Genomic DNA, 13,531 nt, shown 5'->3' with positions numbered 1-13,531 from the left:
TGAGATATCGTTGATCGCCGCTCCCGCTCTTGCTATGTTCACGCCATGGGATGGACGTTTGGTTCATTGATCGAAAGCGGCATGCGGGTGACGGCGCATTGCGCCCGCTGCAATCATTCCCGCACGCTCGACCTGGAGGCGCTGCGCGAGCGGTGCGGCGCTGATGCGCCAGCGATGGCCGCTGATCTCGCGCCTAAGATGCGCTGCTCGAATTGCGAACAGCGAAGCGTCGGTTTCAGCTACACGCTCGACCCGACGAAGCATTCCGGCATGGGCGTTTCGAATCCTTACGCCATGGCTAAGGACGGGCGCTGACCAAGCCACCTGCTTCCAGTGCCCTAAGCACAGGCGTATGCTTCTGCTCGTTTATTAGCTGTGGCTAAAGTGAAGTTGCGCCTGCAACAGGGGCTGTGCTAAGTGGGGAATGGACGAAATCCCGGTTCTGGTCGTTGAAGACGAGCCACTAATCCTGCTGGACCTTGAGACGGCTTTGGAAGAGGCTGGTTTCCGGGTTGTCGGGGTGACAACAGCCGAAGCGGCTATAAAGGCGTTTGACGAAGCGCCGGTTAGCAGCTTGATTACGGATATTCGACTTGGTCCTGGTAAAAACGGGTGGCAGTTGGCCAGAGATCTTCGGGGAGTGAACCCCGCCATCCCCGTGATTTACATCAGCGGCGATGGCGCGCCCTATTGGAGTGCTGAAGGCGTTCCGGAAAGCATAATGATCAGCAAGCCGTTTGCGATACCTCAGATCATCACGGCCTTGTCTATCCTGCTAAATCGACAGCATCCGACCCGACCGGGGGACGAGGTGGCTTAGAAGCATTCGGGCATGGGGCAGGCGAATGCTTATGCCAAGGCCAAAGACGGGCGGTAGGCCAATCCGGCTTGTCAGTACCGGCAAACCTGAACGCGTTCCAGCACCCGGTGGTGATGGTGCCAGTGCCTAACCCACTTCACGCGGCAATGGTGACGATGCCGGAAATAGTAGCGATGCGGGTAGCGGGCCACGTAGCCAGGATAGCGGGGGCCGTAGTAGCGGCCGCCATAGTCGTAAAACGGACCTCTGCCGTAGAAGGGGCCACCGCCGTAAAACGGGCCGCCGCCGAACGGGCTGAAGCCGCCGAACGGACCAAAAAAGCCGATGCCAGAACCGAAGTGTGCATCCGCAGGCGCGACCGCGGCTGCGGCGCAGGCGATGGCAATCACGGAAGCAAGGAACAGTTTTCTCATAGCAACCTCCCTGAGGTTCCTTCACCCGAGAAACTTCCGCAGGAACCGAATGTTCCCGATTGCTAATATTCTCTGCGCGCCGTCACCTAGCCAGACGTTTTTGCCGATTCCGCAGCCTCAGTTGCCGTCATACCTTCGACTTTCGCCAGCCAGCCCACCAAGCATCCCATTGAGAGCAAAACCAGCGCTCCCCCTTGGCCGGGTTAACGACCGTTTCGTCATAATAGCGCTGACCTGGCATGTGATAGATACGGTCGCCTGTTACGCTGATATTGCCCTTAATGTTGCATCCACTTGGCGAGCTAGGGCTACCCAGACGGTGCACTGTGGGAAGGGGATGCTGTTTGGCTTGCGGCGGCATGAGATAGCTTGCCCCGGCAACACCGCAAAGCAAAACTGGGATCAGCGCCCGCTGCTCTAACAGCGAACGCCTACGCCGCATTATAGGCTTCTGTTTGTGGACGCCCATAACCCTCTCCCCATGGGAAGAATGCGACTCTTGCTTGTTGGAGTCCAGATGGCGCTACCCAGCTGTGGGGGAATGGCAGGGCCATTGGCAATTGGTCAGTAACCAGCTAAGTATTATTTCGTGAACACGCGGTAGGAGGGGAAATCGCGTGACTTGACATTACCGGTCAAATCACCCACCTACAAGGTCGACACGGCCGGCGCCCCTGCAATGCAAGCGTCGGCCTTTTTATTTTTCATGCCATATCAAGCCATATTTGACGATCCCTCAGCGGCGTACGCTGCTGGAATCGAGGGATATGGCCGTACCTGATGTGCCGAAAGCTGAGGAATATTTACAGCAAATAGGGTACTACCGGCTCAGCGCATATTGGTATCCGATTCGCAAACTGGTTCAGCAGCAAGACAACTCTTTCGCACTCGGCAATGCGTTTAAAGCGGGTACCCAGTTCAAGCACTCGACGGACTTGTACGCCTTCGACAAGGGACTTCGGCTTTTGGTACTCGATGCAATCGAACGCATCGAAATCTCCGTTCGAACAGAGGTGGCGCTTTCAATTGGCCGGCACGATCCTCGTGCCCAATGCGAACCAGCTCTGCTTGATAAGAGATTCACGACTGCAAAAAACCCCGCCTTTGTGGACTCGATGCATACGGGATGGCTTAGAAAGCTAGATGAACGAGCGGCGACTTCCAAAGAGGAATTTGCCGTCCATTTCAGAACCAAGAATCCGGGCGAAACGATGCCCGTTTGGATCGCAGTCGAGTTGTTGGATTTCGGCCCACTATCCCCCTTCTTGTCGGGGATGCGGTACTCAGACGTACAAGCAATTTCTGCGAGCTATGGTGGCCTGCGCCCACTCCTTATCAAGTCATGGACGCGGTCACTCAGCGGTATACGGAACGTTTGCGCGCATCATTCTCGGCATTGGAATAAGCCGCTCGTGGATCAACCGGCTTTGCCGAACCATGGGGAAATCCCTGATCTCGACCACCTATCGCAGATGGCTGGGGCTAACCGCAGGCTCTACGCGGCTTTGGCCATAATGAGGCTGCTACTGAAACAAATTAATCCGCGAACCAATTGGGCCGATCGGTTGAAGACTCATATGGCGCAATTTCCTACAGCACCAAACATCAAGATCGGTCACGCGGGGTTTCCGGCGAATTGGGCCGCTTTGCCACTTTGGAACTAGCGACCTTTTCGCCCTTCGGCGGCCGCGACTTCACCACCTTTTTCGACACGCGGTCAAAGGCTTCCTCTGCCTCATCGGTTTCAAGTTCCCGTGCTACTCTCTGAAACTTTTCGTGTTGAGTCTCTTTTGAGTCTTTGGTCATTTATCTGTTTTTCCTGACGCGCCAGACTACGAATACGTAGCCTATATTGATGAAGCCGGTGACCCTGGTATCCAACGAGTGCGCCCTATTATCATCCGCACGACGGCATTCCAGCCGTAGGATTTGCTGCAACGCCGGTAACAGTGACCTCCAGGCCGAGCGTACCGAGCGCGACCGAGCAATCCAGGGATGCCGCGTCAGTCGCATTTTCGCCTATGACCGTCTTTGTGATCGCCCCTTCGGTTGCCAGCGTTCCAGAAGTGTGCGCACCACGCCGGTCCAGGAACTTCTCCTTCGCTTTGTACATTTCGAACGTTGAAGCGCTTTGGGTGCTATGATTTGTTGGTGCCTTCGTCGTGTGTGGGAGTGCGGGCCGTGGACGATGACCAAAGGGCTGGTGTTCGTATCGAACACATCGACGGCCAGTGGGCGGTACAACTCGTCGAGAATGGTGAAACCACCCAGCATCTTTTCGAGACCGAGGAATTCGCGAGGAACTTCGCCGCCGGTCAGTGGCTAAGGCTAAACCCGAAGCCTTTTCCCCCAATGCGCCGGCGACGCCGTTAGAGCGCTAAGCTTAAAAATGCTCTTTCGCGGATGCTGCACCGGGGCCGGAACTTTGATGCAATAGCGAAGTTCGAGGAAGGAGATGCTTTCGCAACAGGCGCCACTTCACGAGAGGCCGGAGCAATGGTGGACAATCTATCTCGCAGGGAAGAACAACGCGGCACGCGAAGACTCATGGCGTGGGGCGTGGCGGTTATTGCCGTCATTTTCCTAGGCCTAATGGCATTCTTTGTACTCACGCCTTTATCGAACGGCTCTTGGCAGACGGCACCGTTCAAGCGTGCTCCTGTGCAAAACCAGGGCGGTAATGCGCCAGTGGATACGTCACCCAGCCCGGGCGTGAAAAAAGACCCTCAGGAAAATACTGAAATGCCGGAGCAGCAGTAGTAGGTTCCGACCCGCTGGCAAACTTTTTCCGGGGCCGGGCGGCGATCTTGTCGAACACGTCCTCTTCCTCTGCGTCACGAATGGCCTTGGTGTCGCCTCCAAGGATCGGGACCGGCCTTCCCTCGATTGATGAGCTTACAAAATTGCCCAATTCGGAGGCCTGATGCTACACGTGTGTCGGCACAAGCGAATCTGCACAGCAGCTATGCACGATCCACGATTGCAGAAATCGCTGGGCAGCGGGTAGATTTTGATTGTCGGCCATCTACTCCTCCCAGATGCGATGCCGGCGCTGAATGAGGCGCACCTCCTCCCGCGCCACATTCGAAAATCGAGCCCGCTGCCACCTCCTCCCGGCAGCGGGCTTTTTTTTGTCTTCGCCAGCAGACACAGTGGCAAGCATCCGCGATGGCCTGCGAAACCATCCGTAAACCATGCCAACACGGTAAATATTTTATGTCGAACCGATCGGGTTGCAGGAGGTTGTGGGCGGGTCTGCAACAAAGAGGCCCAGCCGATCCATGCACCGCTTACCCATCTTGCCCGCCCTGTTGATCTCCTTCGGGATTGCCTACGGAATTTGCGTCTGGGCGACGTCGGATAAGCCGGTCAGCTTTTTCGAAGCCCAAGCGGCGTCGCAAATGCGTGGAACTGTCGATCGCTCTGAAAAGCTGTAACGACACGGAAGGGGGGGCCGTCGGTCCTATTATTCACATGGCCACCTTCGTGCACGAGCGCGCGGGCAAGCGCCTCACGGCAATGGCGTAGCTCGAGTTGGGCTTAATAGGTTTCGGAGCGCCGTGGCTTTGCCATCGCCGTGCCACAGCTTCTCGCACGGTTGGCCCCAATGCCTCGGCCACGCGCCGAGCGGCGTCATCGGCGAATGATGTCCGCTACATAGGACGGGGCTAGATGAGCACAGTGCTTCTCCACCATTCGGGTGTCGCTGTGACCAAGGGCCTGCGCCACGATGATCAACGGAGCGCCATTTCGAACCATCGTGCTGGCATAGGTATGCCGCAGCTCATGCAGCGTCACATCCGCCAGGCCGGCCTGTTTCAAGAGCGCTTTCCAGGCCGATGGTAAACAGCCCTGGCCCAAACGACGCCGCTGTCTTGGGTAAGCAGGGGCTCACTGCCTTATCGATGGTGGGCTCTTGGTTCAGCAGGGTCCAGACAAAGAGCTCCTCCGCCACAACAATTCAGCGCATCAACCCCGCCGCGCGCAGAGCATTTTCCATGACCTTGGAAATCCCACTTGCCGGACCGCGCGCACTGGCTCGCTCCGGCGTGGGATCGATACGGACTGCCCGCGGGTTTTCCGTTGGTGCAAAGGACTGCAATGCGCCTGAAGCGACCTCGGCTTTGGCTTTGCGTCGCACGTCCGGCTTCGTCAATTCCCAGAAGCGGGCGATGTGGCGTGTCGAGGAAATCCCAACATCCAGCATGAAAGGCCCTGCGTCGCCGAGACCATCGCCGCCGCCAGTTTGCAGTGGCGTTCCATGGCCCATGCCGGCAATGGTGAACGTCTCGACTACCTCGCGCCCGTTGCTGTCGCTCCAGACCTTCCGCGTCTGGCCGTCGACCTTCTCTATGCGTGTTGGCTTTTCGCCGAGATCGTGCACGCTTTGCCACTGCGCCAGGACTGCATCCGCATTGGCAGGCACAACAGTCGTGTCGGCCGAGCCCTGCCATACCGAAATACGCGGCCACGGACCCCTGTGCGGCGAGGCCGCCCGCAACAGCCGCTGGAGGTCGGCTTGGGACGGACCGCCATGGCCGCGCATGCGGTCGAAGGCTTCGGAGATCGTCGAGGCACTTCCATAGGCGAGCCCGGCAATGATCGCGCCGCCGGCAAACAGTTCGGGATAGTCCGCCAGCATCACCGCCGCCATAGCGCCGCCGGCGGATAGACCTGTGAGAAAGATCCTCTTGCGATCGAGGCTATGCGTAACCACTGCCGCCTCGATCATCTGGCGGATGGACAGTGCCTCGCCGCTGTCGCGCCTGATATCGCTTGGTACAAACCAGTTGAAGCAAAGATTGGGGTTGTTGGCGCGCTGCTGCTCTGGGAACAGCACCGCAAAACCATGCTCGGCGGCGAGCTCGCTCCAGCCGGAGCCATGATCATAGCTGGCCGCGTTCTGGGTGCAGCCATGCAGCACGACGACCAGCGCCGCCTGCCGGGCCAGGTTCTTCGGAAGATAAAGCCTCGCGCGCAAGGCTCCGGGATTGGACCCGAACCCTGTAATTTCGGACAAGTGAGCGTCGTTCCGTTCCCCGGATCCAGCTGCTGGCCGCGCGTGCATCGCGCTCAGGCGAGCGATCGTATCGGATATATTTCGCAAGTCGGTGTCCTTGTGCGCCGGAATGGCACGGTCGTGCACAACGCGCATGCAGCAATATCGTTGCTGCGATGCACAAGAACAAGCCGTCCCGTCCGTGAACCTATAGATTGAATTGCGCGCTCGGTGACGCGAACTCAGAGGCCCAGCGCTAGTCTAAGCCTAGCTTATGCGCTAAGGATTTCTCTCACTTTCGCCGCCAACTGCTGCATGGAAGCCGGCTACGTCGCCGGGCTCTACCAATTCACGACCCTCAAGCACATTTGCCTCAGCCATTGCCGTTCGCCGCTCGCTTTCGTTGCTCAGCACTGGCGCGACGGGCGTGTTGGGGCGCTCAAGATGGGGCTGCGCCACGGTCTCTATTGCTTTGGCTGCTGCTGGGCGCTGTTTGCCGTGCTGGTCGCGACCGGCATCATGAGCGTCGCTTGGATGCTGCTTTTGACGCTGCTCGTCTTCGTCGAGAAGCTGCTGCCCCGTAGCCGCCGCTTCGAAGGTGGTTTGGGCGTTGCTTTAGTGGCCCTCGGGATCGTTGTATCGCTCGGGGCGATCGATAAGGCTTGGATGGGTGGCTAGACGAGCAGGAGCATAAAGCATCGCTGCTGGGACGGCAGACGCTTTCGACGGCAATCCATTCGCATCGTGCTGGTTTTTTAGTAGGCTGTCGCGAGGAAAGGTTGAGGATCCGGCGTAACGATAGTCGACGATCGTCTTCTCGAAAGCAAGATGACCAAGGTGGAGCAAGATCGAGCTTGGAGCCCACGCATCATCTCGAAATTCGAGACGCTGATCAGGAGCGCCGACGACCACTCACTCTATCGCTCAATCCGCTGAGCTTTGCTCGCGACCGCGCAATCGCCGAGCCTGAAGCAATCGACCTCTTCCTTCACGCCGCCCGCTGTGGCTTGTTCGACATGAGCTGGGATGTGCTGTGTCCCCAGTCCGGGATGGTGCTCGATAGCTTCGGTGCCCTGCGCACGCTGAAGACCCACTACGTCTGCGGCCTGTGCGACGTATCGGGCGACACCGACCTCGACGACTTCATCGAGGTCACCTTCTCTTCCGGTCCGAGCGCGTCGACGAGAAGGAGGGGCATCCGGCAGCACGGACCTCAAGGGTTCGACCGCCATGTATGAGCGCCTGGGTGACTCTCAACGCCTATGCTTTGGTCCGCGAGCATTTCGCTCTGGTCAACGCGGCGGTCCCGGCGAGCTGCTCCGGCATCTCAGCGCAACCCTCGCAGCGCTCCAACACAGCCGGGCGGCTCACAATCGCCGGCAGGCGGCACAGGCTCGCAATGACATGCGCACGTGGCAGGTCGAGCGCCGGAAGCGCACCCGACATCTGATTGAGCTCGGCGGTCTCCTCGTCAAGTCAGGCATCGTGGAACTGACCAACGACGATCGCGCAATCATCTACGGCGCGATGCACTGGATCGCCGCGAAGCTCCAGAGCGATGAATGCGAGCAAGCACTATGGACTGCGGAGGGTAGGCAGGCGTTCGATGCGGAACGGCATGAAGCCCAGTCGCGCCACAAGATGGAGGGGCGTCCGCTCCTCGAAATCTCTGCCATTTGCCTGCGCTCCCCGTTGTAAAAGGAAGGCGACCATTTCCGGTTTGTCGTAGCTCGCTGCAATATGCAAAGGCTTGTAGCCGGCCGGGGGCTTTACAGCTTCGATATCGGCACCTTTGTCCAGCAGGAAGGCTGCCATTGAAATATCGCCCTGGAGAACGGCCGCGTGCAGCGGCGTTCCCTCGTCACCTTATTCGTTCACATCTGCGCCGTTCGTCACGAGGCTCTGGACAAGCACCAGATTGTCTTAGGCAGTCGGTCCTGCAAGGTTGAGAACATTCGCTCGGAGCGGCCCCTGGCTTCAGGCGAAAGGGCTGGAATATGTTCGATGCCGAGCCGATCGAGCGCCCGGCCAACCTGGGTCAAGCGAATCTTGTCGACAGCACCGCCGGCCCGGCAGTCCCTTGGCGACGAATGTCTCCAGAAGTCCCTGAAAGCTCGACGACGTGCCTTCCTCCTCGATCAGGAAGGCCGAATAGATCGTGCTCGTCGCATCGTCCATCGTCACGATCAGATCCAGCATCGGCCCACCCGCCAGCCATTGATGACGGCTGCCATCCTGATGCAGCATCATCCCCTCGCTCGGCTTCCTTGCGCCGGTGAGCACCGCGCAGCTTGGCCCGTTCCACCAGCCCAGCCGCATGAAGCTGCGTCTTGATGAAGGTGTAGCCCCAGCTGAAGCCATGATCGCGCAGCAGGTGTTCGTGGATTGCTTCACGTTCCAGCCAAGGTAGCGGTGCGATAAAGTTCCAGCATCTCCTCGATGGCCTCCGGGGCACCCAGCGCGTCGAAAGCTTGCCCAAACGCCGGTCGAGCAACCCAGCCTCCCCAGCCTCTTCGTAACGGTCGCGGTCACGCCGGAATTTCCGCTCCGACATGCCCAGCAACTCGCCTGCCTCCATCATCGAAAGATCGCCGCCATTCCAGCGGCTCGCAATACATCCCGAAACTTCTGCATTCTCCGGTCCTCTAGCCACGCTGCCCGCTTCATCCCCAGCCTCCATTCGCTGGCGATAAAACCGGACAACTCGCGTGCTACCAAATCCGGACAACTTATGTGCTTACGACAGCAGTTGCTGAAATACATTGCCGCGATTAAGCATTCGGACTAAAGTCATCCGTTCTCGCAGCGTGCCGCGTCCTCCGGTTTGACACAGGGGTGCCGAATGCGCATGTCCTTGCTTTTCATTTCACTGCTGATTGCACACATCCCGATTGTATCGCATGCCGCCATTCACGACGCCGCCGTGAAGGGAGATGTCGCGGCAATTACGGCAGCGCTCGACGCCGGTGCCGGCGTCGACGAGAGCGATGGAAAAGCAACGCCGCTCTATCTTGCGGTTAGGGGCGGGCATCTTGCGGCGGCAAAACTGCTCATGGAACGAGGTGCCGACGCCAACATTGCCCCGACGCCGCTTTTGGGACCTCCCCTCATGCCGGCTTTGGCAAAACGCAGGGTCGACTTGATCAATCTGTTGCTGCAGGGGGGCGCAAATCCAAATGCGCAGCGCGGCGGTGAATCCGCCCTTCACATCGCCGTCAGATCCGGCTGTCCCGATTGCGTGAAGGCACTGGTCGAGGCCGGCGCCGATGTGAATGCGAAGACAAAGGACGGCAAGACACCGCTCCACATGGCAAAATTCAAGGGGCAACATGAAGTTGCCGCCTATCTCTTGTCGCACGGCGTCGTCTTGCCAACGCCAGCCCCTATCTCGATGAAATTGTCAAATGCGGATGTCGAGAAAGGCCGAACCTACTTCACCCATGTGTGTCACGGTTGCCACAATGCCGAGCCACAGGGAGAGACCAAGACGGGGCCCAACTTGTGGGGCGTCGTCGGCCGCGACAAGGCATCCATGGCAAGTATGCGTTACTCCGACACATTGCTGGGCTGGGAGGGTGTATGGACGTATGAGGACCTGAACACATATCTCTTCGGGCCCATGCTCACAACGCCGGGCGTCAAGATGGAGACGCCCGGTGTCCCGGACGAGACCGAACGGGTCAACGTGATCGCGTACTTGCGCACACTCAGCGACAAGCCGATTCCGCTGCCCTGAACCCTACCCTGGTCCCTCCCCAGTATCGCCCCTTTGTAAAAGCGCACTGGGGAAGCCCTGCCAATGCCAGCGCGCAAAAGAAGCCTTTAACGCTTATTCAATTTATCTATTTTAGAATGTGCTAATGCGCTTCTCAATCCTGCTTTTTGGCTGGGCAGCATTTTGCGGTTGGGATTTCGCCGCCAATGATGGCCAAACCATTATTGGCCTTGGCGTGCGAGTTGCCAGGCTATTCCACCTCTCCGGGCTAATTTGAAGTTAGGACGACGTCAGCGCTTCTTCACCTTCGGCGTGATCTCCTCGACCCGCACCTTGTCGCCGATCTCCCTTAGCGAGCGGGTATGTCCGAGGCAGGCTCGTCGAGAAAGGCCCCTGCCCCTTTTTACTAGCTCTCGACGAGCCGTGCGCCGCTTACCCCCGGACGGCAAACGCTGTCGCAGTCTGCCTTGATCGTCAAGCGACTGTTCTGTTCGCGTGTTCGTTAGCTCAATGAGGTTGCACTATTGTCACATTCGGTGGACGCGTATGTGTGCGCGCAACTGCAAGCCCTCCCTGAGGTCCTTTCACCCGAGAAACTCCGGCAGGAGCCGTACGTTCCCGATTGCTAAAATTCTCTGCGCGCCGTCACCCAACCAGACGTTTTTGCCGATTCCGCCGTATAAGGCCGCATCATACCTTCGACTTCCGCCATCCTGCCCACCATGCTTGCCATTGAGAGCAGAACCAGCGCTCGCCTTTGGCCGAGTTGACGACCGTTTCGTTGTAATGTCGCTGCCCGGGCATGTGGTAGATGCGCTCGCCTGCCACGCTGATGTTGCCCTTGATGGCGCAGCCGCTCAGCGCGCTAATGCCGCCGCCCTGACGATGCACTGTGGGGAGAGGATGCTGTACGGACTGCGGTAAAAGGTAGCTTGCCCCGGCAACGCCGCAAAGCAAGACAGGGATTAGCGCCCGCTGCTCTAACAGCGGACGCCGACGTCGCCTTATAGGCTTGGAAGCCTTCTGCCCCTGTATGCCCACGCCCCTTCTCCCCGGTGGGAGAATGCGACTCCTAAGGCTTGGAGTCCGGATGGGGCGGGCTCACCGGTCCTGTGGTGTTCCGCCGGACGAACGGGACTTCCTTCCCGGTCACTTCCCGCACGGCTTTAGACAGCGCCTCATGAGGACGCGCGTCTGCTGGTAGTGCTCGCAATATCGGAAGTGCTGGCACCCGTCTTGCACCGAAGGCGGTTGCCGGCTGATCCCCGGCAGCTCCTCGGGCTTGAGGCAGTAGTTGGGGGGCCTCGCCCGGCGAGTTCACCAATACGGTTTGTCAATGTTGAAGGGTCGCCCGCAACCATCGCTGGGCCTTGCGGGGGCGAAGCTTGCGCACGATCCCCTGCGCTCATTCGTCGTCTTCCCAACTGTGAGTTTTTTCCACGGAGTTCATGGATGGCGCACAATGCAATGGAAATCTACATACCCCGGTGCATATCATTATTTTAGTGATCACTAAAATCCTCGATGATTTGAACGCCAGAGTTTAACGCAGCCCGTGCGATTTCAGGGCGACGTTTCTTCTGCGTGGGGTTGGATATGCGTGCCCGGATGTTAGTTAGGAACTCGAAGGCTACAGAAGCCTTCGAGTTAAGCGTGAAAATCGCGTCCTTGGAAGAGGAGCAGAGGCGAAGAGTGGCGAGCTCGGCCGGTATGTTAAAGCTGGCGCAAGTCGGCCAAGAATTAAAGTGGCTCCGGTTTCGCCTGGCCATCCTGGAAGACTGTGTGGCGGCGCTTTCAACCAAACACTAATTTATGTGCCCGTACTGGATTAGCCGGGACCATCATCGGCCGCCTTCAGATGAGACACCACCCTCCCGACGGGTAGGCTCGGCAGTGTTTGGTTTTTCTTCGGTTCTCTTCGTCCCAAACTGGTAAAAAAGCGCGAATGACAATATGAGATATCCCACCTGGAAAACGATCAAGATCAGCAATGTCCATGCAAGCGACTTCCAGAACGAGCCTGTTGCTAGATAAATCCAGATCGCCGCCACGGTCGAAGTGGCGAACATCCCAATCAGGAATCGCGGAAAAAACATTTATGCTCAATGCCGCCCCATAACTGGACCGACCGGGTCTCTCGCGTCTACTCCCTAGAAGCATTTAACGTTTCACTAAATTAGTAATTACGCAAGTCATGCTGAGAGGACGCCGGCGAGCCCGCTTGTCACCCGTTGCAGCGATCCCCTCAAAACGGAGTTCGCCAAATGGCTAGGTCAAAAGGTTCGCAGAAGCCATCGCAGGCTGAAATTGAGCGCTTTGTGGCGGCAGCGGAAGCGCCGCACTTGAGCATCATCAAGCCCTTCATATCCCCGTATTGCGAGCACTACGCGCGCTGGTGAGGTCCATGACCCCCTCTTGAAATCGATCGAGAAGATCACCGGCAAGAAGGCACCGTTCATCCAGCCGAATATGGGGACCAGTGCAGCAAGCCGTCAATGCGTTGCCAGCGCGGCAAGTTACAGGGGACATTACCCGAGCAACGATAGCTAGCGTAGCCAGATCGCCTGCCGGTTTAGCGGTCGCCTAATACGGCTCATGTCTTGCCTGGTCGGTGCCTTGGGTTCAGCCAAGGATCAGTTGAGCTAGTACCATAGTGAGAGCCATCGATACCGGAACGGCTATAAGGCAACACGTCTCAATGATCCTGTTTTCTCGCTTATCCATCTTCGTCACCTCCCGTTTTTCGTTCTCATTTTGACGTCTACAGCCAGCCGTGAGAAGCGGTTCCAGGCGGTGGCCGTCAGAGATGCCGCCGGTGCTGCATATTAGCAACACCTTGTCGAACCCTCGGCTGCCGAGCATTAGTCCTCCTCGCAGCGGCGAAGCGTGGCGCCCCGCAACCCTGCATGATGTCTTCGAAGATCGGGCCGATCTCTTCATCGATCTCCTGGCCCGGAATGCCCTGGCTCGCGCTGCCCGTTTTGCGTCCACAGCCATGTCGATCACCATCAACACAGGGTCGTTGATCGGATCGTCCTCCAAATGATCCGATATCCAATGGGAGAGAAAACCGCTTCCCCGCTTGCTCATTCTTCCCGAAAGTCCTGCAGCGATGCATGGCAAGAGTCTGCCTCGCCACGCACATGCTTCACGCTTCATGCCTTTTGGCGCCGATCTGGCGTGGCTTTGATGCCATCCCCTCCAGACCGGCTTCATCGATCAGGTGATGGATTGGCCTCGCCGGGCAGCGCCTGGCTGAATTGGATGCGGATTTTGGCGGGGATCACGCTTTCAAGGATCTCACGCCGTTCCTCCAGTGCCATGTCGCGCAGGTCATGACCGTTGAGGTGCGGCAGGTCGAAGGCGACAAAGTAGAGGTCGTGCTGCCGTCGTGTGATCGCCTTGCGCAGCTCGACGAAGTCAGACAGGCCGGCATCGTTCAACACAGCCGCACTTTCGCGACGCCAAGTGACTCCACTTGGCTGCAAATGCGCGCTGGTCGCCGAAGGTGCGTAAGCGCACCCCTTGATAGGGGATCGAAATTCCGCATGTCAGGGTCTGCTCCAATCGGAGACCGCACGGCT

15 protein-coding genes and 3 pseudogenes are annotated in these 13,531 nt (G+C 58.4%); 9 read left to right on the top strand and 9 right to left on the bottom strand.

What is annotated here, in order from left to right; genetic code table 11:
* The first annotated feature begins 66 nt into the window (after positions 1 to 66).
* Together MESCI_RS31390 and MESCI_RS31385 are read left to right on the top strand one after the other, a co-directional pair.
* Positions 67 to 315, top strand: a complete 249-nt coding sequence (locus MESCI_RS31390; RefSeq protein ID WP_245265376.1) for a hypothetical protein — start codon at positions 67 to 69, stop codon at positions 313 to 315.
* A gap of 109 nt (positions 316 to 424) precedes the next feature.
* Positions 425 to 820 carry a response regulator gene (locus MESCI_RS31385; protein WP_013525240.1) on the top strand — a complete coding sequence of 132 codons (396 nt, stop codon included), beginning with the start codon at positions 425 to 427 and terminating at the stop codon, positions 818 to 820.
* Positions 821 to 891: 71 nt separating this feature from the next.
* On the opposite strand, the gene MESCI_RS31380 is transcribed toward MESCI_RS31385, so the two are convergent.
* Both MESCI_RS31380 and MESCI_RS32975 read right to left on the bottom strand, forming a co-directional pair.
* Positions 892 to 1,233 carry a hypothetical protein gene (locus tag MESCI_RS31380; protein WP_013525239.1) on the bottom strand — a complete coding sequence of 114 codons (342 nt, stop codon included), beginning with the start codon at positions 1,231 to 1,233 and terminating at the stop codon, positions 892 to 894.
* Positions 1,234 to 1,360: 127 nt separating this feature from the next.
* Positions 1,361 to 1,702, bottom strand: coding sequence for a sunset domain-containing protein (locus tag MESCI_RS32975; RefSeq protein ID WP_013525238.1), 342 nt, complete (start codon positions 1,700 to 1,702; stop codon positions 1,361 to 1,363).
* A 298-nt stretch (positions 1,703 to 2,000) separates the two neighbouring features.
* Here MESCI_RS32975 and MESCI_RS31375 point away from each other — a divergent pair, with 298 nt between their 5' ends.
* The 3 genes from MESCI_RS31375 to MESCI_RS31365 all read left to right on the top strand — a co-directional run bounded on the left by MESCI_RS31375 (position 2,001) and on the right by MESCI_RS31365 (position 3,993).
* The gene (locus tag MESCI_RS31375; RefSeq protein WP_164920101.1) at positions 2,001 to 2,897 is read left to right on the top strand and encodes an Abi family protein; all 897 of its coding nucleotides are present in this window, start codon (positions 2,001 to 2,003) and stop codon (positions 2,895 to 2,897) included.
* Between the two features lie 517 nt (positions 2,898 to 3,414).
* Entirely contained in the window at positions 3,415 to 3,606 is a 192-nt protein-coding gene (locus MESCI_RS31370) for a hypothetical protein (RefSeq protein WP_164920100.1), read from the top strand.
* 123 nt (positions 3,607 to 3,729) lie between these two features.
* On the top strand, positions 3,730 to 3,993 hold the full coding sequence (locus MESCI_RS31365; RefSeq protein ID WP_013525235.1) for a hypothetical protein: 264 nt from the start codon (positions 3,730 to 3,732) through the stop codon (positions 3,991 to 3,993).
* Positions 3,994 to 4,866: 873 nt separating this feature from the next.
* Here the strand turns inward: MESCI_RS31365 and MESCI_RS31360 are convergent.
* Entirely contained in the window at positions 4,867 to 5,055 is a 189-nt protein-coding gene (locus MESCI_RS31360; RefSeq protein WP_064995298.1) for a tyrosine-type recombinase/integrase, read from the bottom strand.
* Between the two features lie 139 nt (positions 5,056 to 5,194).
* Positions 5,195 to 6,301 (bottom strand): extracellular catalytic domain type 1 short-chain-length polyhydroxyalkanoate depolymerase, encoded by a 1,107-nt coding sequence (locus MESCI_RS31355; protein WP_013525233.1) that lies wholly within the window; start codon positions 6,299 to 6,301, stop codon positions 5,195 to 5,197.
* A 246-nt stretch (positions 6,302 to 6,547) separates the two neighbouring features.
* Here MESCI_RS31355 and MESCI_RS31350 point away from each other — a divergent pair, with 246 nt between their 5' ends.
* From MESCI_RS31350 to MESCI_RS33235, 3 genes and pseudogenes are all read left to right on the top strand, one after another.
* Positions 6,548 to 6,910: a DUF2182 domain-containing protein gene (locus MESCI_RS31350; RefSeq protein WP_245268656.1), complete on the top strand. Its 363-nt coding sequence runs from the start codon at positions 6,548 to 6,550 to the stop codon at positions 6,908 to 6,910.
* Positions 6,911 to 7,060: 150 nt separating this feature from the next.
* Positions 7,061 to 7,404: pseudogene (locus tag MESCI_RS31345) on the top strand (DUF5939 domain-containing protein); the annotation flags it as partial.
* 58 nt (positions 7,405 to 7,462) lie between these two features.
* Positions 7,463 to 7,783, top strand: a pseudogene (locus MESCI_RS33235) (conjugal transfer protein TraD); the annotation flags it as partial.
* Between the two features lie 24 nt (positions 7,784 to 7,807).
* On the opposite strand, the gene MESCI_RS31335 reads toward MESCI_RS33235, so the two are convergent.
* From MESCI_RS31335 to MESCI_RS33405, 3 genes and pseudogenes are all read right to left on the bottom strand, one after another.
* A complete protein-coding gene (locus MESCI_RS31335; RefSeq protein ID WP_276325712.1) occupies positions 7,808 to 8,080 on the bottom strand; it encodes an ankyrin repeat domain-containing protein in 273 nt (90 codons plus the stop codon).
* Positions 8,081 to 8,209: 129 nt separating this feature from the next.
* The gene (locus MESCI_RS33410) at positions 8,210 to 8,551 is read right to left on the bottom strand and encodes a hypothetical protein (RefSeq protein WP_420845293.1); all 342 of its coding nucleotides are present in this window, start codon (positions 8,549 to 8,551) and stop codon (positions 8,210 to 8,212) included.
* A 172-nt stretch (positions 8,552 to 8,723) separates the two neighbouring features.
* Positions 8,724 to 8,912: pseudogene (locus MESCI_RS33405) on the bottom strand (helix-turn-helix domain-containing protein); the annotation flags it as partial.
* Between the two features lie 162 nt (positions 8,913 to 9,074).
* Here MESCI_RS33405 and MESCI_RS31325 point away from each other — a divergent pair.
* Complete coding sequence (locus MESCI_RS31325) at positions 9,075 to 9,968, top strand: ankyrin repeat domain-containing protein (RefSeq protein WP_013525230.1); 894 nt, start codon at positions 9,075 to 9,077, stop codon at positions 9,966 to 9,968.
* Between the two features lie 669 nt (positions 9,969 to 10,637).
* Here the strand turns inward: MESCI_RS31325 and MESCI_RS33445 are convergent.
* Together MESCI_RS33445 and MESCI_RS31305 are read right to left on the bottom strand one after the other, a co-directional pair.
* Positions 10,638 to 10,988: a sunset domain-containing protein gene (locus MESCI_RS33445; RefSeq protein ID WP_086081397.1), complete on the bottom strand. Its 351-nt coding sequence runs from the start codon at positions 10,986 to 10,988 to the stop codon at positions 10,638 to 10,640.
* Positions 10,989 to 13,159: 2,171 nt separating this feature from the next.
* On the bottom strand, positions 13,160 to 13,390 hold the full coding sequence (locus tag MESCI_RS31305; RefSeq protein WP_245268655.1) for an ATP-dependent DNA ligase: 231 nt from the start codon (positions 13,388 to 13,390) through the stop codon (positions 13,160 to 13,162).
* Positions 13,391 to 13,531: the final 141 nt, after the last annotated feature.

The organism is Mesorhizobium ciceri biovar biserrulae WSM1271 (assembly GCF_000185905.1).
Taxonomy (GTDB): Bacteria; Pseudomonadota; Alphaproteobacteria; order Rhizobiales; family Rhizobiaceae; genus Mesorhizobium; species Mesorhizobium ciceri.
Note: the sequence above shows the minus strand (reverse complement) of the source record. Positions and strands in the feature narration are given on the sequence as shown.

What these genes read in the sequence shown, in the direction of transcription:
- MESCI_RS31385 (WP_013525240.1), top strand. Translation starts at nt 425, where the DNA reads ATGGACGAAATCCCGGTTCTGGTCGTTGAAGACGAGCCACTAATCCTG.
- MESCI_RS31380 (WP_013525239.1), bottom strand. Translation starts at nt 1,233, where the DNA reads ATGAGAAAACTGTTCCTTGCTTCCGTGATTGCCATCGCCTGCGCCGCA.
- MESCI_RS32975 (WP_013525238.1), bottom strand. Translation starts at nt 1,702, where the DNA reads ATGGGCGTCCACAAACAGAAGCCTATAATGCGGCGTAGGCGTTCGCTG.
- MESCI_RS31375 (WP_164920101.1), top strand. Translation starts at nt 2,001, where the DNA reads ATGGCCGTACCTGATGTGCCGAAAGCTGAGGAATATTTACAGCAAATA.
- MESCI_RS31365 (WP_013525235.1), top strand. Translation starts at nt 3,730, where the DNA reads ATGGTGGACAATCTATCTCGCAGGGAAGAACAACGCGGCACGCGAAGA.
- MESCI_RS31355 (WP_013525233.1), bottom strand. Translation starts at nt 6,301, where the DNA reads ATGCACGCGCGGCCAGCAGCTGGATCCGGGGAACGGAACGACGCTCAC.
- MESCI_RS31350 (WP_245268656.1), top strand. Translation starts at nt 6,548, where the DNA reads ATGGAAGCCGGCTACGTCGCCGGGCTCTACCAATTCACGACCCTCAAG.
- MESCI_RS33410 (WP_420845293.1), bottom strand. Translation starts at nt 8,551, where the DNA reads ATGCGGCTGGGCTGGTGGAACGGGCCAAGCTGCGCGGTGCTCACCGGC.
- MESCI_RS31325 (WP_013525230.1), top strand. Translation starts at nt 9,075, where the DNA reads ATGCGCATGTCCTTGCTTTTCATTTCACTGCTGATTGCACACATCCCG.